19 protein-coding genes are annotated in these 19,357 nt (G+C 62.0%); 10 read left to right on the forward strand and 9 right to left on the reverse strand.

Features of this window, described 5'->3' with window-relative positions; all coding sequences use genetic code 11:
• Window positions 1-21: 21 nt before the first annotated feature.
• The gene (locus QRN54_RS21735; RefSeq protein WP_003943606.1) at window positions 22-648 is read left to right on the forward strand and encodes a TetR/AcrR family transcriptional regulator; all 627 of its coding nucleotides are present in this window, start codon (window positions 22-24) and stop codon (window positions 646-648) included.
• Window positions 649-654: 6 nt separating this feature from the next.
• Here QRN54_RS21735 and QRN54_RS21740 read toward each other — a convergent pair whose 3' ends face one another.
• From QRN54_RS21740 to QRN54_RS21750, 3 genes are all read right to left on the reverse strand, one after another.
• Complete coding sequence (locus QRN54_RS21740; protein WP_003943598.1) at window positions 655-1,095, reverse strand: PAS domain S-box protein; 441 nt, start codon at window positions 1,093-1,095, stop codon at window positions 655-657.
• Between the two features lie 111 nt (window positions 1,096-1,206).
• On the reverse strand, window positions 1,207-1,947 hold the full coding sequence (locus QRN54_RS21745; protein WP_003943539.1) for an ABC transporter ATP-binding protein: 741 nt from the start codon (window positions 1,945-1,947) through the stop codon (window positions 1,207-1,209).
• On the reverse strand, window positions 1,944-2,990 hold the full coding sequence (locus tag QRN54_RS21750; RefSeq protein WP_030535886.1) for an ABC transporter permease: 1,047 nt from the start codon (window positions 2,988-2,990) through the stop codon (window positions 1,944-1,946). The genes QRN54_RS21745 and QRN54_RS21750 overlap by 4 nt, the downstream gene beginning before the upstream one ends.
• A gap of 114 nt (window positions 2,991-3,104) precedes the next feature.
• On the opposite strand from QRN54_RS21750, the gene QRN54_RS21755 reads away from it, so the two are divergent.
• The 4 genes from QRN54_RS21755 to QRN54_RS21770 all read left to right on the forward strand — a co-directional run bounded on the left by QRN54_RS21755 (window position 3,105) and on the right by QRN54_RS21770 (window position 7,212).
• On the forward strand, window positions 3,105-4,307 hold the full coding sequence (locus QRN54_RS21755; protein WP_081557170.1) for a sensor histidine kinase: 1,203 nt from the start codon (window positions 3,105-3,107) through the stop codon (window positions 4,305-4,307).
• Entirely contained in the window at window positions 4,304-4,921 is a 618-nt protein-coding gene (locus QRN54_RS21760) for a LuxR C-terminal-related transcriptional regulator (RefSeq protein WP_081557169.1), read from the forward strand. Before QRN54_RS21755 ends, QRN54_RS21760 begins: the two co-directional genes overlap by 4 nt.
• Before the next feature lie 92 nt (window positions 4,922-5,013).
• Window positions 5,014-6,252: an HNH endonuclease signature motif containing protein gene (locus QRN54_RS21765; RefSeq protein WP_285183060.1), complete on the forward strand. Its 1,239-nt coding sequence runs from the start codon at window positions 5,014-5,016 to the stop codon at window positions 6,250-6,252.
• 144 nt (window positions 6,253-6,396) lie between these two features.
• Window positions 6,397-7,212: a siderophore-interacting protein gene (locus QRN54_RS21770; RefSeq protein ID WP_205907230.1), complete on the forward strand. Its 816-nt coding sequence runs from the start codon at window positions 6,397-6,399 to the stop codon at window positions 7,210-7,212.
• Between the two features lie 9 nt (window positions 7,213-7,221).
• On the opposite strand, the gene QRN54_RS21775 is transcribed toward QRN54_RS21770, so the two are convergent.
• Window positions 7,222-7,626 (reverse strand): hypothetical protein, encoded by a 405-nt coding sequence (locus tag QRN54_RS21775; protein WP_260646381.1) that lies wholly within the window; start codon window positions 7,624-7,626, stop codon window positions 7,222-7,224.
• A gap of 115 nt (window positions 7,627-7,741) precedes the next feature.
• Here QRN54_RS21775 and QRN54_RS21780 point away from each other — a divergent pair, with 115 nt between their 5' ends.
• Window positions 7,742-8,698 (forward strand): proline dehydrogenase family protein, encoded by a 957-nt coding sequence (locus QRN54_RS21780; RefSeq protein ID WP_218681105.1) that lies wholly within the window; start codon window positions 7,742-7,744, stop codon window positions 8,696-8,698.
• Between the two features lie 61 nt (window positions 8,699-8,759).
• Here QRN54_RS21780 and QRN54_RS21785 read toward each other — a convergent pair whose 3' ends face one another.
• From QRN54_RS21785 to QRN54_RS21795, 3 genes are all read right to left on the reverse strand, one after another.
• The gene (locus QRN54_RS21785) at window positions 8,760-9,203 is read right to left on the reverse strand and encodes an SRPBCC family protein (RefSeq protein WP_030536658.1); all 444 of its coding nucleotides are present in this window, start codon (window positions 9,201-9,203) and stop codon (window positions 8,760-8,762) included.
• Window positions 9,204-9,206: 3 nt separating this feature from the next.
• On the reverse strand, window positions 9,207-10,760 hold the full coding sequence (locus QRN54_RS21790; protein WP_063315301.1) for a succinic semialdehyde dehydrogenase: 1,554 nt from the start codon (window positions 10,758-10,760) through the stop codon (window positions 9,207-9,209).
• Window positions 10,761-10,838: 78 nt separating this feature from the next.
• Window positions 10,839-12,155 carry an MFS transporter gene (locus QRN54_RS21795; protein WP_030536659.1) on the reverse strand — a complete coding sequence of 439 codons (1,317 nt, stop codon included), beginning with the start codon at window positions 12,153-12,155 and terminating at the stop codon, window positions 10,839-10,841.
• Window positions 12,156-12,226: 71 nt separating this feature from the next.
• Between QRN54_RS21795 and QRN54_RS21800 the strand changes: the two genes are divergently transcribed.
• Together QRN54_RS21800 and QRN54_RS21805 are read left to right on the forward strand one after the other, a co-directional pair.
• Window positions 12,227-13,198: a GlxA family transcriptional regulator gene (locus tag QRN54_RS21800; RefSeq protein ID WP_007735863.1), complete on the forward strand. Its 972-nt coding sequence runs from the start codon at window positions 12,227-12,229 to the stop codon at window positions 13,196-13,198.
• Between the two features lie 30 nt (window positions 13,199-13,228).
• A complete protein-coding gene (locus tag QRN54_RS21805) occupies window positions 13,229-13,606 on the forward strand; it encodes a DUF5313 family protein (RefSeq protein WP_003943558.1) in 378 nt (125 codons plus the stop codon).
• 7 nt (window positions 13,607-13,613) lie between these two features.
• On the opposite strand, the gene QRN54_RS21810 is transcribed toward QRN54_RS21805, so the two are convergent.
• Together QRN54_RS21810 and QRN54_RS21815 are read right to left on the reverse strand one after the other, a co-directional pair.
• Complete coding sequence (locus QRN54_RS21810) at window positions 13,614-15,365, reverse strand: oleate hydratase (protein ID WP_350318887.1); 1,752 nt, start codon at window positions 15,363-15,365, stop codon at window positions 13,614-13,616.
• Window positions 15,366-15,387: 22 nt separating this feature from the next.
• Complete coding sequence (locus tag QRN54_RS21815) at window positions 15,388-16,314, reverse strand: TetR-type transcription factor C-terminal domain-containing protein (protein ID WP_285183065.1); 927 nt, start codon at window positions 16,312-16,314, stop codon at window positions 15,388-15,390.
• Window positions 16,315-16,429: 115 nt separating this feature from the next.
• Between QRN54_RS21815 and QRN54_RS21820 the strand changes: the two genes are divergently transcribed.
• Window positions 16,430-17,383, forward strand: a complete 954-nt coding sequence (locus QRN54_RS21820) for a cyclase family protein (RefSeq protein ID WP_003943547.1) — start codon at window positions 16,430-16,432, stop codon at window positions 17,381-17,383.
• A complete protein-coding gene (locus tag QRN54_RS21825; protein ID WP_285183066.1) occupies window positions 17,380-19,029 on the forward strand; it encodes a class I adenylate-forming enzyme family protein in 1,650 nt (549 codons plus the stop codon). The genes QRN54_RS21820 and QRN54_RS21825 overlap by 4 nt, the downstream gene beginning before the upstream one ends.
• The last annotated feature ends 328 nt before the right edge of the window (window positions 19,030-19,357 follow it).

Genomic DNA, 19,357 nt, shown 5'->3' on the forward strand with positions numbered 1-19,357 from the left:
CTCTAGAGTTAGACTCTAATCATGACTGAGGTTCTTCGGGAAGACACGTCGGCGCGGCGCAAGATCATCGAGGCAGCGCGTGAGGTTTTTGTCGATCCCGGCTACGCGGCCGCCACGATCAAGCAGCTTGCCGCGGCGGCGGGCGTGTCGGTGCAGAGTGTCTATTTCGTGTTCGGCAACAAGCCGAGCGTGCTGTCAGCACTGCTCGACGTGGCCGTTGCGGGCGACGAGGAAAAGACGGCAACTCTCGACCGTCCGTGGGTGGCGGCAGCACTCGGCGCCCCACATCCACTCGGGCAACTCCGGATTCAGGTTCACCACGGACGGCTCATTCTGGAACGCACCGCAGACATCCTGCTGGCACTGCGGGCCGCCGCTTCCGCCGACGAGGACGCCGCCCGTCTGTGGCAAATCAACCGCACTCAGAGACGCACGGTGCAGGAACATCTGATGGTCGGCATCGTCGAAAAAGCGCCAACCGTCGACCTCGAAACAGCCGTGAACGTCGCACTCACGCTGCTCAGTCCCGAGACCTACACAGACCTCGTGGTCGGCGCGGGTTGGACCGGCCAACAGTACGAAGAATGGGTGGTCAACACCCTTGCCGCCACCCTCGGCCTGGACCGAACCGTCAAATCCCGGAAGTAGCTGGGATTACTTGGTGGGCTTGTCGTCGATGTGCCGTGGGTTGTTCCACAGGCGCTCCGTCAGATCGTGGAGGACGGCAAGGGTGATCGTGTCGTCGTCCCGTCGGAGCAGAGACTGGCTGACCGTCGCGCGCACCAACGTGGAGTCGGAGTGCACGAACTCCTTGACCGAGCCCGGCTCGGAACTCAGTTCACGATGGGCCTGCTCTGCACTGACGTCGTCGGCATCCTTGTCGTAGAGGATGTCCTGCAAACGCAACGCCGAGACGGCCTTCTTGGGATATCCCAGCATGTCAGCGAAAGACGGGTTGGCAAAAACGATGCTGCCATCGCGGTGAACGGCCATGACCGGCACCGGAAGCCTGTCGAGGAGAATCAGGGCAGGCATCTGCTCCAGATCCGCAATCGGCGATTGTGGCGGCTGCGCAACGTTGCGGCGGCGTTCCATAACACGTCCTCTCAAGTTGCCCGAGTCGACAACAGTCTAACTGCCCAGCAAATCGCGGGTTGACTTCCCGCCCGGATGCAGTGACGAATGCCCGAATCGTGCCCGCCTGAGTCACGCCGCGAGCGCCTCCTGATCCTCCGCCAAGGAACCGTCAACAACACGATAGACAGTATCCATCCGAGACAGGTGACTTCGGTCGTGTGTCACGAGAAGGGTTGCCGCCTCGCGTTCCCGCACCACCCCGATGATCAGATCCATGACAGCGGCACCGCGCTCCTGATCGAGCGCACTCGTGGGCTCGTCGACCACGAGAAGCTGCGGATCGTTCATCAATGCTCGCGCGAGATTGACGCGCTGTCGCTGCCCTCCCGACAGCTGGGACGGCCGTTTTCCGCTCTGATCCGCGAGCCCGACAGCGTCCAGCAAATCCATCGCTTTTGATTTCACGGCCTTGCGACGGGCCCGTGACGTGAACACGGACTGCCCCAGATGCGCCATCACCTCGAGCTGCTCCAGTGCAGTCAGCGAAGACACGAGGTTCGACTGTTGGAAGACGATGCCGATCGACGAGCGTCGCAGCTCCGACGCCGCCCGCCGACTCAGCGCAGCGATGTCGGTGCTGCCTTCCGGCGTCCGGAGATAGACGTGCCCGGAATCCGGACGGATCAGCGTCGACGCCACCGCCAACAGGCTGGACTTACCCGAACCCGAAGGCCCGGTGATCGCGGCGATCTCGCCGCGGTGCAGTCGCAGAGACACGTCGTCCAGCGCCGTCACCCGCGATTGCCCATCGGGAAACGTCAGATCGACGTTCTGGATGTCGAGAACTGTGGTGCCGGTTGTCATGGTCATCGTGCGCTCCCCAATGCTGTGAGTGGATCGGTGGTCGAGAGGAATCGAAGTGCAAAGGCCGCGCCGAGCAGACCGAGCCCGATCAATGCCACGGCAGGTACGACGGTGGTGGATGCGTCCAGGACAAACGGCATGGCGTCACCTATCAGCGATCCGGCCACGGCCGTCAGCCCGATTCCGACGGTGACACCGGCAATCAGAACGATGAGCGCCTGACCCAGTGCGTCGCGCACCAGCGAACCGGTAGTCGCACCGAGCGCTTTCAGCGTCGCGATGTCCGGAGTTCGCTGGATCGTCCACACCGTGAAGAACGCACCGATCACCAGAGCTGAGATCGCGAACAACATGAGCGTCATCAACGTCAACGACCCGTTCTCCGACTTGTACGAACCGATCGCGTCGAGCGAACCGCTGACCGTCGTCGACGTCGTCGCAGCCGCCTTGTCCGTTGCGGAAGCGTCAGAGGCTCCGGTGACAGCCAGTACTGTCGCAACTCCGCCGCGTGGATTGGCCGCCTGCCAGTCGTCGAGCGTCATCCAGACGACGGGCGAATGGCTGTACCAGTCGTCACCGCGAACGGCGCTGACGGTGAACTGCTTCGTACCGACACTCACCTGATCGCCGGCGCCCGCCCCCAGATCGCGGGCGGCACCTTCGCTCAACACCACCGTGCCTGACGCCGACGGCGTCACGTCACCGAAACCGCCATCAGCGCCGAACAGGGCCACCGACTTCTGATTTCCGTCGGCCAATCCCGCTTTCCCGCGACCGATTCCGATGGGATCGACGTCCTTCGACGTGGAGGTCCAAGCGTTGACCTGGTCCTGCGTGAGCGCCGACTCGTCGAACGACGCCCCGGCTCCGGTGTCGGCGAACACCACCGTGTCGGCATTCATGGCCTCGATGGCTGACACGTTCTGATGGCGAAGTCCTGCAGTCAACCCGCTGAGAAAACTGACCAGAAGTGCAACCAACAGAACCACGACGGAGATCAGCGCGAAACGACCTCGCGCTGCCCGTAAGTCCCTCATTGCGACAAACACTGTGAATTCCTTTCCTGTGCTTGCCTCTACGCTCTCGCGGATGCAGACTCTTTCCATCGCACCTCGGATCGACATTCCAGCGCTCGAAAGAACCATCCCGGTTTACAACTTTTGATGGATGAACCAGGCCCGAACCTCGCTAAGCTGGGCGAGATGCACCGATCTCCGCTCACGCCTGTCTTCGCCGGCCTACAACTGGGCCTGCATGTCCTTGTCATGGCGCTGGCCGGTGTGGTGTTTCTTCGAGCGCTGATCGACGAATCCGACCTGACCGCAACAATCATCGCGTTGGCCGTGATCTTTATTGCCGTCTATCTTTTCGGGGTCGCCAAAAGGCTGCGCGGCAACGCTGCCCGCTGGTGGCTGGCCGTGCTGACCCTCGTCTGGATCGCGACGATGGCGGTATCCGCCGACGCCGCCTACCTCGCGTTCGGACTCTTCTTCCTCTATCTCCATATTCTGCGACGCCCCTGGAGTCTTCTCGCCGTCACCGCGGCAACGGCTGTCGCCGTGGTCGGCACCGGCCTGCATCGTGGATGGACGATTGCCGGCGCCGTCGGCCCGATCATCGGCGCTGCCGTAGCGGTTGCAATCGGCCTCGGATATCAAGCGCTGTACCGCGAGGCAGCCGAGCGCGGTCGTCTCATCGACGAGTTGATGAATACTCGTGAAGAATTGGCGTCGACGTCCCGCGATGCCGGAAAATTCGCGGAACGTGAAAGACTCGCCGCCGAAATTCACGACACCGTGGCCCAGGGACTTTCGAGCATCCAGATGCTCCTTCACGCTGCCGAACGCGCCGATCCGGACAGCCCGGCCATCCGTCAGATCAGCCTCGCACGGGAAACTGCCGCGGACAGTCTTGCCGAAACCCGCCAACTCATAGCCGAATTGACGCCCGCGGCCTTGGACGGTCAGTCGCTCGCCGACGCGCTTCGTCGAATCTGCGAACGCGCGAGCAGTCCTGAACTGGAAGCGCGCTCCGTGGTCGAAGGCGAGGCAGTGCGGCTGCCGATGCCCCTCGAAGCAACATTGGTACGCATCGCTCAGGGCGCGGTGTCCAATGTTCTCCGCCATGCCGATGCAACCAGAATGGCTGTGACACTGACCTATTCCGATGACACCGTCAGCCTCGACGTGGTCGACAACGGTCGCGGTTTCGACGTGGCAGTTCTCGAACGTGGCCCGGCGGAATCTTTCGGCCTCAATGCAATTCGCCGGCGCGTCGAACTGCAGGGCGGGACTTTCTCCATCGAGTCCGAGCCGGGACACACGGCCGTCGCAGTGACGTTTCCTCTCGAAGTCGGCGAACCGTGATCCGCCTGCTGCTCGCCGACGATCACGCGATCGTGCGCGCCGGGTTACGAGCGCTGCTCGAAAGCGAAGCCGACATCGAGGTAGTCGGCGAAGCGGGCACCGCCGAGGAAGCCATAGCCTTCTGCGCCACCACACCGGTCGACCTCGTGCTCATGGACCTGCGATTCGGCCCCGGGAAGACGGGCGTCGACGCCACCCGCGCGGTGTGCGCGCTTCCGAATCCGCCGCACGTACTCGTTGTGACCAACTACGACACGGATGCAGATATCTTGAGCGCTGTCGAGGCCGGGGCCAGCGGGTACCTACTCAAGGACACACCACCGATCGAGTTGCTGTCAGCCGTCCGCGCCGCTGCGAGCGGGGACAGCGTTCTCTCCCCCGCCATCGCGTCGAAGCTCATGACTCGGGTACGCAAACCCGAAACCAGCCTCAGCCCAAGGGAAATCGAAGTTCTGAAGTTGGTGGCGGCGGGTCGCTCCAACCGAGAGATCGGCAAAGAACTGTTCCTGAGTGAGACCACGGTCAAGTCGCACCTGGTTCACATCTTCGGCAAGTTGGGAGTGAAGTCGCGGACGTCGGCGGTAGCTCGTGCGCGCGAGTTGGGTTCAATCTGACATTTGCCCGAATTGTCGAAAGTAGCTGGACAGCAGCAATTTTCGCCTGCGATTCTCTTGTGTTCGAAACTTTGTTCGATTAAACTTTGAGCATGGACAGTCGAGAAGCGTGGCAACTGGGTGGCGAGGACCTCAAGAGTGAGGTTCTGGATCTGGTGCGCGCCCGGCACGAGTTGCAGTCGCGGATGGTGTTGTTGATCGTGGAGATGTTTTCCCGGGACGTTCTCGGCGGGAAGGGTTTTCGGGCGATCGCGCAGTGGTTGCATGGTTCGACGAATCTGGAGATCGGTGAGTGCAGTCTGCTGGTCGGGTTGGCGCGGTTGCTTCTGCTCGAGCCTGTTGTGGCGGATGCGTTTCATCGTGGTGACGTGGATGCGTTGAAGGCGCGGCAGGTGGCGTCGTTTTGTCAGCATCCACCCAAGAACATGACGCCGGCGGATGTGGACAAGGCTCGCGGGATTCTGTTGGGGTTGGCGTCGCAGAACATTGCCGATTGTGATGCGGTGCGGGCGGCGATTCGGCGGATCGAGAAGCAGTACGGCAAGCGTGAGGACGGCGTTCCGGTGGGTGAGGATTCGGAGCGTAACGAGTTCTACGCGTCGAAAGGTTTGTACGGGCGCGTGTCGGTGAAGGGTGATCTGGATGCGGTGAACGGGGCGCGTCTGATCACGTTGTTGTCGAGCCTGTCTGCGCCGACACCGGAGAAGGACGGCGTCAAGGACATCCGTACGCCGGCGCTGCGGCGCGCGGACGGGTTCTGCGAACTACTGCGGCGGTACGAGCGGGCGGGGTTGGGTCCGATCGAAGGCGGGGTGAAACCACACATCACGGTCACCGCGTCCGCGAAAGACATGACGGACCTGCAAGCGTTGAAAGACCTCCTGCCGTCGACGGAGGAACTCGGATTTGCGTGGGCGGATTGGGTGGGCCCGATCAGCATCGACACCGCCCGGATGTTGGCCTGCGACTGCACGGTCACGCGAATTTTGTTGGATGAGAATGGTGTTCCGCTCGACTGCGGTAAGGAAGTGCGAACGGCGACGGTTCCGCAGCGGCGGGCGTTGGCGGTTCGTGATGGCGGGTGTGCGTTTCCGGGGTGCGGGACACCGTCGGGGTGGTGCGATGCCCACCATATTGTTCATTGGAACGATGGTGGCCCAACAGATCTCGACAATCTGATCTTGTTGTGCGGTCATCACCATCGGACGCTGCACCACACGGAGTGGCGGGTGGAGATCGGCCCGGATCGGAAATCGGTGTTCTATCCACCGATGTCGGTTGATCCGTATCAACAGCCGATCGGCGGGAACAGCCCACCGACAGCGGCGTGAACCGACATAACTGAAAAGGCCAGCGTGTGCACCGGGGAAGAATCATGCCCCGGGGCATACGCTGGCGTTTTCAGCTGCGCTCGATGTCCGTCTTGCGACAGCATCTGTCTCCACTTCGACACGCAGGACCAATAGGGTCGAGGCATGTCTTTCTGCGAACCCGCCCGCGTTGTCACCGTCACGTCCCTGACCCCGCACATGCGGCGAATCAGCATCGAGGCAGAAGGCGACTGGCACTGGCCGACCGGCGGACAAGGCGACGAGCGCATCGACATCGCGTTCCCGAAACCCGGTGAAACAGAAGCAGAATACGACTACTTCAACAATCCCGACTACGGCAAGGCCGATCTCGGAACCGAGCCACCGTGGCGGCACTACACCGTGCGCAAGGTGCACGACGGCGGCCGACGTCTGGACATCGACTTCGTCGTGCACCCTGGCGGTATTGCAGCGGATTGGGCCCTGCGGGCCGAACCAGGTCACCTACTAGGCGTCTTCTGGTCGGACAGTTCGCGGTCCCACTACCAAGCACCGGCGGGTCCTCGCTGGCAGCTGCTGGTCGCAGACGCCACGGGTCTCCCCGGACTGGGCAGGATTGTCGAAGAACTTCGTGAAGGCGATGTCGCACAGGCGATCATCGAGGTCGAAACCGAAGAGGATCGACAGGAATTTGTCACTCGCGGCGACGTCACGTACACGTGGCTCGTGGGGAGTGGCCTCGGAAAGGCGCCGAGCGCACTGTTCGAGGCTGTGGAGAAGGTCGAGTTTCCCGAATCCGAATCGGCCGACGTCTACGCGTGGGTGGCGTGCGAAAGCGCAACCAGCCGTCGTATTCGTAAGCATCTGAGGGAAGTTCGAGGAATAGCTCGCGACAAGCACAATGTTGTCGGGTACTGGCGAGAGGGCGCCGACGGCCACGTTTCCGGCATGAACAGCGAGGAAGTCACCGTCGGCGCCTGAGCGCCGTGATCACTCTGCCGGCAGCGTGTCGGTAGATTCTGTGTGAGCCTGCTGCGCGTCAGCCGGCTTTTCCGCCAGCATCTCGAACAGTGCTCGGCGTGCCTCGGCGAGAATTGCCTCGGCCTTGGCTACCTGCTCAGCGGTCCCACCTGCGGCTACCGCGACAGCGGCACCTCGGAGTAGGCCCATCGCGGGACGGAGCGCTGCGCCGGCTTCACCGAAACCCGGCCGACCGTGTCCGCGCTGGTCGGGCCGACCGCGCCGGCCTTCGGGGCGTCCTTCTGCTCGGTCTTCGAAGCGACCCTCGGGTCGCTCGCCCTCGAATCCTCGACGGAAACCGTGTCCACGATGCGGGCCTCGGCGGCCATGCTCGCGACGTTCTTGCATTTCTGGGTTGTTGTGTGGGGCGTACATGTTGTCCTCCTGGACTGTCTGTGTTTGTTTGACGTATCGACGATATATCGACAATAGATCGAACGCAAGGGTCTGGAGAATAATTCCCGCACCCTCGTCCGGATACGCTGAAGCCGTGAACACGGATCTACAAGCCCAGGCCGCAGACGTCCTACGCCGCCTCGCACTCGACGAATCCCTGAAAGAACGCACCATGGCGGACGCTGCGACTGCAGCACTCGCACGGAAAGTCGCCGCTCGCTACATCGGCGGCGAAACCATCGACGACGCTTTCGACCGCCTCCCCTCGATCTTCGCGCGAGGACACAAGGCGAGCATCGAATACACCGGGGAAAGCGTCCGGGATCCCGAGCTCGCGAACGCCGAAACCGATGTTTTCGTGGAACTCGCGGAACGAATCGGCACGTCGGGTGTCGAGAGCACCGTGTCGTTCGACCTCTCGCACATCGGCTTGGTGATCGATCCGGAGCAGTGCTTTCGCAATGTCGTGCGCCTGGCCGAGGCCACGGAACGCGCAGGTGCCGAGCTGATCATCTCCGCCGAAGCGTCCGATCGCACCGACCTGGTCCTCGACATGCACGCGCGGCTGGCCGAGCGCTTCACTCACGTGGGGATCACCGTTCAGGCCCGACTGCACCGCACGGCAAAGGATCTCGCCGCTCTGCTGGACCGACCCGGTCGCATCCGTCTCGTGAAGGGCGCCTTCCTCGAAGCCGAGTCCGTCGCCTACCCACGCGGTAGTGCCGAACTGCGCAGCGCGTATCTCGACTACGCAGCCCGAATCGTCGAATCGGGTCACCAGGTCTCCATCGCGACGCATGACCGCGACATCCTCGAAGCACTACGCGCCGAACATGATTCGAAGCTCAGAGGCGAGCACGTCGAGTTCGAGATGCTGCTCGGCCTAGGCACCGAGCAACTGGACGCACTCCGAGGAGCAGGCTTCACCACACGCGAATACGTCATCTTCGGAACACAGTGGTGGCTGTACGTACTCAATCGCATCGCCGAAGAACCGGAGCGTGTCTACACCGCGCTCATCGACGCTGCGCTCATCAGCACTGCAAACTAGATCTCCAACAACAGAAGTGGGGCCGCACTCGAATCGAGTGCAGCCCCACTTGTGTAAGTTTCTAGCTCTCCAGAAACGCCTTGATGCGCGCCAGAGTAGTTTCCATTCCGGTCTGCATCAGCTGATCTCGACCCCGACCGAGTAGGCCGCTACCCGACATCATGCGCACGTAAAGCGCAGGCGTCGCATAGATCTCACGAGTCTCGGTAAGCACGGTGCCCGTTCCCGAAGGCTCGAGCACATATGTCCACCGGGCCTTCGGCTCGTCCGATTCGAAGGAGAACCTCCGGCAGTCGACCACGTCGACCACCGTGCAGTGCGTGCTCCACCGAATCAGACCATGCTTGTTGGTGCCCTTGAACTTTGCACCCACAGTGCCCGGAGTTCCGGAAGTCCATGTTCCACCGGTATTTTCAGGACTGAAGCGACCCATACCTTCGATGTCGCTGACAACCTTCCACACCGATACCGGCGTTGCCTCGATGTACGCGCTGGCGGTTTCCACCCGTTACCGGCCCGGAACCCAGGACATGATCTTGATGGCGTGAGGCATGAGCTTTGCCCACACCTTGGCCGGAAGTCCGCGCGGTCCACCGAGATTCATGACGCGAGTGGTGGCAACGGTCTGCGGTTCGGTGTACTTGATCAGCCCCTCGGCGCCGTGACGACGACCGACGCCCGAGACACCCATACCGCCCATCGGTGCTGCGGTGCTGCCCCAGGTGGGTGCGTAACCCTCGTCGACGTTGACGGTGCCGGCGTGGATGCGCGCTGCGATGGCTTCGCCGGCAGCCTTGCTTCCAGCCCACACACTGGCGTTGAGGCCGTACTCGGTGTCGTTGGCCGCAGCGATGGCCTCTTCGACGTCCTTGACGGGGTAAATCGAGACGAGCGGCCCGAAGGTCTCGTCGCGGTAGCACTCGGCGTCTTCGGGAACCCCGGTGAGCAGGGTGGGCTCGTAGAACAGCGGTCCGATGTCCGGCCGGGCCTTTCCACCGGCAATGACGGTGGCGCCCTTGACCACTGCGTCGTCGACATGAGCGGAGATTGCCTTGACCTGCGCCTCGGAGACGAGGCTGCCCATCTCGATTCCGAATTCGTATCCGGCGGCGAGGTTCATCTTCTTGACGCGGTCACCGAACATGCGGATGAACTCGGGTGCGATGGACTCTTCGACGTAGATGCGCTCGATGGAGATGCACAGCTGACCGGAGTTGGAGAAGCACGCACGCACAGCGGCGTCGGTGACCTCGCGCAGGTCTGCGCCGGCCGCGACGATCATCGGGTTCTTGCCACCGAGTTCGGCGGAGAAGCCGATCAGTCGACGGCCGGCCTGCTCGGCGAGGAGCTGACCGGTCGCGGTGGAACCGGTGAACATGAGGTAGTCGGTGTTCTCAACCAGGGCGGTGCCGACGACGGAGCCCGGCCCGGGAACCACGGCGAAGAGGTCGCGAGGCAGACCCGCCTTGTAGAGCAGTTCGACGCAGGCGAGCGCGCAGTACGGCGTCTGGCTGTCCGGCTTGAGGACAACGGCGTTACCGGCGAGCAGCGCGGCGATGGCGTCGGACACGGCCAGCGTCATCGGGTAGTTCCACGGCGAGATGACGCCGACTACGCCCTTGGGCTGGTAGCGGACGACGGTCTTCGTCAGACCCGGGAGCATGCCGGAGACGCGACGCGGGCGCAGCAGCTTCGGCGCCACACGTGCGTAGTGACGCGACGTCATCGAGATGTCGAGGACTTCTTCCTGAGCTGCGGTACGCGACTTTCCGGTCTCGGCCTGAGCCATGTCCATGAGGGCGTCGCGGTTCTCGAGGATGAGATCGCGGTAGCGGTGGAAGACGGCGGCGCGATCGAGGACGGAGCGCTTGGCCCATTCCTTCTGGGCGACGCGGGCACGGGCGATGGCCGCAAGTGCGTCGTCGGCGGTGCCGACGGGGATGGTCGCCAGCTCCTTGCCGGTGAACACCTCGGTGATGGACTTCGTCGGGCGATCGGCAACATTGTCGATGGCGATCAGTTCGGCGAGCCGCGAGAAGGTCGCAGCGGACGGAGCAGGCATTTCAGTACCCCTACTGGTGAGTAGTTCTTGGAGTTACACACAACTTACCCCGTCGGTGGTACCGATCACAGTGCCGAATCAGACAGAGTCAACCAATACTGCCTCTTTCGGACGTTTTGCGATCAACAACGACATGACTGCGGCGATCGCGCAGAGCGCGCCGGCCACCAAGAAGGCAGCGTCGTATGAGCCGATCTGATCACGAACGAGACCGGCCAAGAAGGCCACCAGACCCGCACCGATCTGGTGCGATGCCAGCACCCAACCGAACACGATGGGGGCGTCGGCGCCGAAGTGTTGACGGCACAGCGCGACGGTCGGCGGAACCGTCGCCACCCAGTCGAGCCCGTAGAAGATGACAAACGCGATCATCGGTGGATTCACAGTGTTCGCGAGCAGCAGCGGCAGGAAGAGCAGCGAGATTCCGCGGAACAGGTAATAGATGCCGAGAAGTTTTCGCGAGTCCATCCGGTCGGTGAACCAACCCGAAGCAATGGTGCCGACCATGTCGAGGATTCCGATCAACGCCAAGAGGGACGCGGCCGTCGTGATCGGCATTCCGTGGTCGTGCGACGCCGGGACGAAGTGCGTGCCGATCAGGCCGTTGGTGCTCGCGCCGCAGATCGCGAAGGTACCGGCGAGAAGCCAGAACACCTTGGTCTTCGACGCCATCACCAGCACCGAGATCGCCCGGCCTCCGGCACCGCCGCGCTGGTAGACAGGCTTGGCTGGTGGGGCGTAATCGGCGGGCGCGCCGTAAGGCGTCGTACCCACGTCTGACGGATAGTTACGCAGGAACAGCAGAACGAACGGCACAACGGCCAGTGCGGCAAACGAAACTGTGAAGGCGACGCTCTTCCAGTCGTACGTTTCGGCGATCTTCGCCAGGACCGGAAGGAACACCAGCTGACCGGCAGCACCACCGGCCGTCAGGATGCCGGTCACGAGACCACGCTTCTCGACGAACCAGCGATCGACGACGGTGGCGACAAACGCCAGCGCCATCGAACCGGTACCGAGACCGACGAAGACACCCCACAGCAGAATGAGCTGCCAACTCGAGGTCATGAAGATGGTGAGACCACTGCCGAGCGAGATGAGCGCCAACGCCGAAGTGACAACCGCCCGGATGCCGAACCTTTCCATCAAGGCAGCAGCGAACGGCGAGGTCAACCCGTACAGAATCAGGTTGACCGAGACGGCCGCCGAGATGCTGGCGCGCGACCACCCGAAATCCTCGTGCAGCGGATCGATCAGCACCGATGGGGCAGCGCGGAAGCTCGCCGCACCGACCAACGCCAGGAATGCCACGATCGCGACGGACCAGGCGCGGTGAAAGCGCGGCGGGCTCACCTGCTGTTGGCCTGATTCGGGGAGAGCGGTCTCAGAAGTCACAGAGAGAATTCTGCAGTTCGGATTCGATGGAGAACAGTGGCCAGATTGCCAATATATGAAAGAATCAAGCCATGTCTGGTCCGCATCGCGTCGTCGTACTGGCTCTGAATGGAGTCATCCCCTTCGAACTCGGCATCCCGGCGCGCATCTTCGGACGTGCCCTCGACGTCGAGGATCGGCCGCTGTACGAGATCCTGACGTGCACCGTCGACGGCAATCCCGTGCAGACCGACGCAGACTTCAGCATCTCGGTCGACCACGGGAGCGAGTTGCTCGCCACCGCCGACACCGTCGTCATCCCCGCGTCGTACGAGTTGGGTCCGGCCTACGAAGACGGCTACCTCTCCCCCGAGTTGGCCGCAGCTTTCCAACACATCCGGCCGGGCACTCGGCTGGTCTCGATCTGCACCGGGTCGTACATCCTCGCCGCGGCGGGTTTGCTCGACGGACTCCGCGCCACGACGCACTGGCGCAACACCGACCATTTCCAGCGTGTCTATCCCAAGGTGAACGTGGATCCGGACGTGCTGTTCGTCGACGAAGGCCACATCCTGACCTCGGCCGGGGTGGCGTCGGGAGTCGACCTCTGCCTGCATATCGTCAGGCGTGACCACGGCATGGAAGTGGCGAACACCGTCGCGAGGCGTTGCGTCGTACCGCCGTGGCGCGACGGTGGCCAAGCTCAGTACATCCGACGCCCCCTGGCCGACAAGCCTTCGGAATCGACTGCCGACGCTCGGCACTGGGCCCTCGAACATCTCGACGACCCGATCACCCTGGCGGACCTGGCGACGCGCGCCAACATGAGCGTCCGCACGTTCAGCCGTCGATTCCGCGACGAAGTCGGAACCACACCGAACCGCTGGTTGACCAGCAGACGCGTCGATCGGGCGCGGGAACTACTGGAGGAATCCGATCTGTCGATCGATGCGATTGCTGCTCGAACCGGCTTCGGGACTGCGACATCCATGCGTCAACACATGAACGAGGCCCTCGGCGTTTCACCGAGCGCCTACCGACGCACGTTCAAGGCACCGGTGTAAGCGGCAGTACCAGGCACTATCCTGGATGCCATGGCCGAACAGACTCGCCCGAACTTTCCTCAGTACTGCGGATACCTCCTGGGGAAGACGCTCCCCGACCGGTATCAGGACTGGGTACGGAACGATCTCGTCGGCCCGGGCGCCCAGGCCCGCTACATCATCCGCTTCACCGTGCCGGCGACGCTGATCCTTCTGCTGTTCCTCTTGATCCCGGGACCGATCTGGATTCCCTTGGCCATGATGGCCTTGTTGCTCATCCCGCTCGCGTACTTCGTCGTGGCGCTCGGGACCATCTACCGCCGTCACCGCCTGCTGAGCCACGGACTCGATCCCGAACTGCTCGACGAGAAGGCCCAGCGCCGTGCCGATCGCACTCGCGAGGACTACGAGAAGCGGCACGGTCGCTGAGCACCCCTCAGCGGAACATCGTCACTGCGGCCTTGGCGAGGACCTTCGGATCCTTCTCGTAGTGATGCATCTTGGTGAGCTTGTCTTCTGGAATCCCCAGGAACTTGTAGACGGCTACCTGAGCGCAGCGCACCGAGTACTGCTCGGTGAACACCATGTCGAACGGCATCTCCGCGAACTGACTGATGAACGCCAGGTTCTTGGAGTGCTTCGGCACCACCAGCGGCCGGTCGCCGACGGCGCGCCGATTGAACAGCGCACTGGCGTAAGGCATATGGCTGGGAATCGAATTCACGACGCTGTCCATAATCTCTTGTCGACGCGCGGCGAGCGCACCGCTCTCGTCGAGCGCCTCGAGGTGTCCGAGCGTCTCTTCCAGCATTTCCCGCCCGGTCATCTCGATGAACGGCTTCTTCACGTAGTCGCCGTCCTTGCGCGGGAACAGACAGTAACCCCAGAAGACTCCTTCGTTCTCCTTCTGCGCGTGGTAGTGCGGCTGATGGTGGACCACGATCGAGAGAAGCACGTTCGAGTCCACGAATGTGTTGAGCGCATTTCCGGGGAGCTGCTTGGTGATTCGGGAAATCTCGTTGATGAGCTCGTGTGACGAAGTGGTGACGGTGAAGCTGGTCCACTCACTCTGCGCCCGGTCCCCGAAGAACTTGTCGGGATTCCCGAGATCGTAGAAATGCTCGGTGGCCTGCTTCCACAGCAGCGCACTCGGTGCGTATCTCATGTCTTCGACGATCGGCGTGTCGAGATCGCCGATCGAAGAACTGTCGGTGATGCTGCCGTTGGTGTCGAAGACGAAATCGCCCTCCGCCACGTCGATTCTGCCCTTCTCACCGGTGCGGACGTTTTCGTAATCGAGTCCCGTCACGATGATCTCGTCTCGTAGCGGGGTGTCCTTGAACACGAACTCCGTGATCTTCAGTTCGTTGACGAACTTCACGCCCTTGCCTTCGAGGAAGGCCCGCATCGGCAAGATGATGCTCTCGTACTGGTTGTACGGGGATCTGGTGACACCGGCAAGAGTTTGAATGCGACTGAACTCGAGAATCATTCGGTTCATGTACCGGCGAAGCTCCATCGCCGAACTCACCCGCTTGAAAGCAAATGTGGTCTCCCACATGTACCAGAAGTTGGTGGTGAAGAAGTGCGGAGTGTCCTCGAACCACTGCTCGATACTGATGTCGTCGAGTTTTGCCTCGTCCGACTCCGGCATCGTCATCAGCTTCGTCAACAAGTACCGATCCTTGTTGTCGAATTGCATGTGCTTGTAGTCGTTTTCACCCTTGTTGCGAATACCGTCGCGATCGATCAATCGTGCGACGTCGTGCGTTGGATGCGCGTGGTCGAAATCGAGAATGTCATCCGTCACCGATTTTCCCGGGTTGTCCAGCGACGGAACCACACTCAGCACGTCCCAGAGGTTCTCATAGGTCTCCTCGTTGAGCATGCGACCGCCACGATTGATGAAGCCCGCGTCGTTGCCCAGCTCGCGATGACCGTACTGGTGCTGGAAGGTAGCGGCAGATTCGCCGTCGTTCGCTCCATGCATGTCCAGCCCCATGATGGTGATGTCCTCACCGCTCCACTCACCGTCTCGAATCAAATAGACGGCAACCGAGAGGTTTCCGATGCCGGCACCGATCATGTAGGCCTTGTGAGACAGCTTGGAAGACATTGGGTTTCGTTCCTTACTCGAGTCGCGGTACGGATACCTTCCAAGCATGGACCCCTTTGCCCGCTGGCGCATCACCCGAACCGGATGACGTCCGTCACGGTCGCTGAAGGCGCACCAGATCCAGTGCAAAACGCGCGTAGTCGCGTGCAATTTCCTCGGGCGTTTGTGGTCCGCTCGGCCGATACCATTGCGCGACAGAGACACACATCACGACAATCGCACGCGCGGCCTGTCTCGGCCGATCCGTCTCGAACACACCGGCGGCGATTCCGTCGTCCACCTGCTTCGTCATCAACCATTGCTGGTAGTTGCGTGATTCCGTGATGCGCAACCTGTTCTCGGCTGTGAGACTGCGCATTTCGCTGGCGCCGAGGAATCCTTGATCACGCCGATAGATATGGAACAAGGTCACACATTCGACGAGGAAAGCCAGCCTTTCGGAGGGACTTTCGCCCTCGTCGATAGCCGCCAACGATCTCGTGTTCAGTTCAGCCATGGTGAGGTCGAGAATTTCGGCCAACATCTGTTGCTTGCTGGAATAGTGGTGATACAGACCCGGAACACTCATCTGCGCACGTTTGGCGATCTCACGCATCGCAGCGCCGTGATATCCGGTCTTCACCATCTCCGCGAGCGCTGCAGCCAACACCGGATCGAACGAACTCGGACCGAACCTTCGCCACTCGTTCGGGCGAAAATGTGCGTCCGGGTCGGCGTCGTCGCCTCCCCATCGCGGCTGTTCCGGCGGACGCACTATCGCAGCCGGGAGCAGAGCGTCGAAACGCACTCCGAGAATCCCGCCGATTGCCGCCAACCGGTCGACGCTGACTCTGGTCTTTCCGGTCTCGACAGCGCTGAGGGTAGCCGGGCTGACATCGAGACGCCTGGCCAATTCACGCAGCGAGAGCCCGCTGTGACGCCGCGCTTGCCGGATCGACGCCCCGATCAGGACAGCATTCTCAAATTCGGTCACAGTGTTCAGTATTACCGAACATTGGATTTCCAACAATGCGATGACCACGGAAATCTATGAACGTGTTGACTACTAGTTATCGGCCTGAACATGATGTGGATCACAAAGACCCAGGTCCGCCCGAGCGATCGTTCGGTGTCGGTAGCGAGAGGATCGAATCACCATGACCGAGGCGCCATATCTTGGAGAACTCCTGCGCGACGCGCCCAGCAACTGGGGCAAGTGGGGAGAGTCCGACGAGGTCGGTTCACTGAACTACCTCGACGCCGGACAGGTGCTTCGTGGCGTCGGAACCATCAAGCAGGGTTCCGTGTTCACGCTTCAACGGCTCATCGGCGACCCCAAGGGTGATCCGGTGTGGCCGGGACGCAGCCCTGCCGAGCGCACACAGATCTTCGACGAGAGCAGCTGGGACGGCGACGACGCCCCCAACTTCCCCGGCGGCCTGCATTACGCGGACGACAAGATCGACGCGTTCCTGCAGGGCTCGACGCAGTACGACGCACTCGGCCACGTCTGGTACGACGGCGCCCTGTGGAACGGATACTCCGCTGATACCACTGTCGGCGGCCTGGAGAAGGCCAGCGTCGAACCGATTGCCGACCGTGGCGTCGTCGGACGCGCAGTACTTCTCGACATGGCGAAGTTCCGCGGCAAGGAGAACCTCGACAAGGCCGAAACCTTCACGCACCATGATCTTTTGGCCTGTGCCGAAGCGCAGGGCGTCACCATCGAGAAGCGTGACATTCTCGTCATCCGCACCAACTTCCTCAAGCTGTTCTTCGACCAGGGCGAAGCCTTCTACGAGGGCTTCTGCGAGCCCGGCTTGATCTACAGCCCCGAACTCGTCCAGTGGTTCCAGGACATGGAGATTCCGAACCTCGTCACCGACACCATTGCTAACGAGGTCACCACCGACCCCGAAAACGGTGTGGCACTGGTTCTCCACAACGCATTGATGCGCAACCTCGGTGTGGTGTTCACCGAGATCTGCGATCTGGAGAAGCTGGCCGCGGACTGCGCGTCCGACGGCCAGTACACGTTCCTGTACGTCGCCGCACCACTCAAGGTTGCCAAGGCCAGCGGCTCTCCCGTGAATCCGGTTGCCATCAAATGACATACGAAGATCGCCCTTGGTTGGCGTTGTACCGCAACGACGTTCCCCCCGACATCGACGTCGAACACCCCACGATGCTCGAAATGTTGGCAGCGGCGGTCCGCTCTGATCCGGACGCCACGGCTGTGAAGTACTTCGACGGTCAACTCAGTTACGCCGAACTGGATCAGCAGAGTGACGCGCTGGCCCGAGCACTCCGAGCCGGTGGACTGGTGAAGGGTGACCGCGTCGCTCTGTTCCTCCAGAACGTTCCGCAGTTCGTGCTTGCGCTCGCCGGAATCTGGAAAGCCGGCGGCGTCGCAGTCTCGATCAATCCCATGAGCCGTGAACGAGAACTGGGATACCAACTCGAAGATTCCGGAGCAGCGGTTCTGATCGCTCTCGAGGGGCTCTACGAGTCCGTCGGCCGCAATGTCGTCTCCGACTCGCCGGTCAGGCGAGTTATCACCACCTCGGAACTCGAGTATCAAAGTCGCAACGATCCGAGGATTTTCGACGGAATCGTCAAGAAGGATCTCGGTACCGACGATCTTGCGACGCTGATCGACGAACATCGTCTCGGCGATCCGATCACCACTGACGCTGCACCGGAAGACATTGCGGTACTGACGTATACGTCGGGAACCACCGGTCCGCCGAAGGGAGCGATGACCTCTCACGCGAATATGACCTTCAACGCCCAGGTGTACCGGGACTGGTTGGGGCTCACCCCGAAAGACACGGTTCTCGGAGTTGCACCGCTCTTCCACATCACGGGGTTGATCGGTCACATCGCGGTGTCCGTCCTGGCGAGAATGCCGCTGGTGCTTGCCTATCGCTTCCAGCCCGAGGTGATGCTCGACGCGATTCGTGAGCACCGCCCGACATTCACAGTCGGCGCCATCACTGCGTTCACCGCACTGCTCAACACTCCGGGTTGCGCGCCCGAAGACTTCACCTCCATGCGGTTGCTGTATTCCGGCGGCGCACCCATCTCGCCGACTGCCGCCGAGGCCGTCCGCGCCATGACCGGTGCTGCGCTGCACAACATCTACGGGCTGACCGAGACCACCTCGCCGACCCATGCCGTTCCCGTTGGTGCGGATACGCCGGTCGACCCCACATCCGGAGCACTGTCTGTCGGCGTTCCCGTACCCAACACCGTGGTCCGCATCGAAGACGAGGGCGGTGCGATCCTGCCGATCGGAGAGATCGGCGAACTGGTCGTCCGAGGTCCACAGGTGGTGCGCGGTTACTGGAACAAGCCGGAGGAGAGTGCGTCGGCCATTCGCGACGGGTGGTTCCACACCGGCGACGTGGGGTTCATGGACGAAGCCGGCTGGTTCTACGTCGTCGACCGTAAGAAGGACATGATCATCGCGTCCGGCTACAAGGTGTGGCCACGCGAGGTCGAGGACGTTCTTGCCGAGCACCCCGCAGTCCGTGAGGCGGCAGTCGTCGGGATCGCCGACGAATACCGCGGTGAGACGGTGAAGGCGTTTGTCAGCCTCGTCGCGGGGGCGTCCGTCACCCCGGAAGATCTGATCGATCACTGCAAGCAGCGGATGGCGGCGTACAAGTACCCACGCTCCGTGGTGCTGGTGGAGGAACTGCCCAAGACCGTCACCGGCAAGATACTGCGACGGGAACTGCGCACGATCTCTTGATCGCGGGGCAGCGGGCGGACTTCGCGGTCCGCCTGCTGTCTGATCGCGCACAGTTTCCGGTCGACCGCGCCATTGGGGTAATGGAACAGTAATATGTGCTGAGTACCCACGGACAAACGGGAGACATCAGTGAGCAAGTTCGGACGTAAGAAGCAGCCCACGCCCAAGAGCTACCAGTGGCTGGCCATGACCCTCATCGCGTTGTCGCTCTCCGTGTCGATCGGGATTGCCGCCAAACCCTCCTGAGCTCTGCGAATCCGAAACTTGTAACCCCGCGTCCATCTGCACATGGGCAAATAGGTGCAATTCGGACGCTTAGCTGTTCTAA

It is taken from the genome of Rhodococcus sp. MEB032 (assembly GCF_030208925.1).
GTDB lineage: Bacteria > Actinomycetota > Actinomycetes > Mycobacteriales > Mycobacteriaceae > Rhodococcus_F > Rhodococcus_F qingshengii.

What these genes read in the sequence shown, in the direction of transcription:
- QRN54_RS21770 (WP_205907230.1), top strand. Translation starts at nt 6,397, where the DNA reads ATGTCTTTCTGCGAACCCGCCCGCGTTGTCACCGTCACGTCCCTGACC.
- QRN54_RS21805 (WP_003943558.1), top strand. Translation starts at nt 13,229, where the DNA reads ATGGCCGAACAGACTCGCCCGAACTTTCCTCAGTACTGCGGATACCTC.
- QRN54_RS21825 (WP_285183066.1), top strand. Translation starts at nt 17,380, where the DNA reads ATGACATACGAAGATCGCCCTTGGTTGGCGTTGTACCGCAACGACGTT.
- QRN54_RS21755 (WP_081557170.1), top strand. Translation starts at nt 3,105, where the DNA reads ATGGATGAACCAGGCCCGAACCTCGCTAAGCTGGGCGAGATGCACCGA.
- QRN54_RS21800 (WP_007735863.1), top strand. Translation starts at nt 12,227, where the DNA reads ATGTCTGGTCCGCATCGCGTCGTCGTACTGGCTCTGAATGGAGTCATC.
- QRN54_RS21740 (WP_003943598.1), bottom strand. Translation starts at nt 1,095, where the DNA reads ATGGAACGCCGCCGCAACGTTGCGCAGCCGCCACAATCGCCGATTGCG.
- QRN54_RS21775 (WP_260646381.1), bottom strand. Translation starts at nt 7,626, where the DNA reads ATGTACGCCCCACACAACAACCCAGAAATGCAAGAACGTCGCGAGCAT.
- QRN54_RS21790 (WP_063315301.1), bottom strand. Translation starts at nt 10,760, where the DNA reads ATGCCTGCTCCGTCCGCTGCGACCTTCTCGCGGCTCGCCGAACTGATC.
- QRN54_RS21765 (WP_285183060.1), top strand. Translation starts at nt 5,014, where the DNA reads ATGGACAGTCGAGAAGCGTGGCAACTGGGTGGCGAGGACCTCAAGAGT.
- QRN54_RS21735 (WP_003943606.1), top strand. Translation starts at nt 22, where the DNA reads ATGACTGAGGTTCTTCGGGAAGACACGTCGGCGCGGCGCAAGATCATC.
- QRN54_RS21820 (WP_003943547.1), top strand. Translation starts at nt 16,430, where the DNA reads ATGACCGAGGCGCCATATCTTGGAGAACTCCTGCGCGACGCGCCCAGC.
- QRN54_RS21745 (WP_003943539.1), bottom strand. Translation starts at nt 1,947, where the DNA reads ATGACCATGACAACCGGCACCACAGTTCTCGACATCCAGAACGTCGAT.
- QRN54_RS21810 (WP_350318887.1), bottom strand. Translation starts at nt 15,365, where the DNA reads ATGCGCCAGCGGGCAAAGGGGTCCATGCTTGGAAGGTATCCGTACCGC.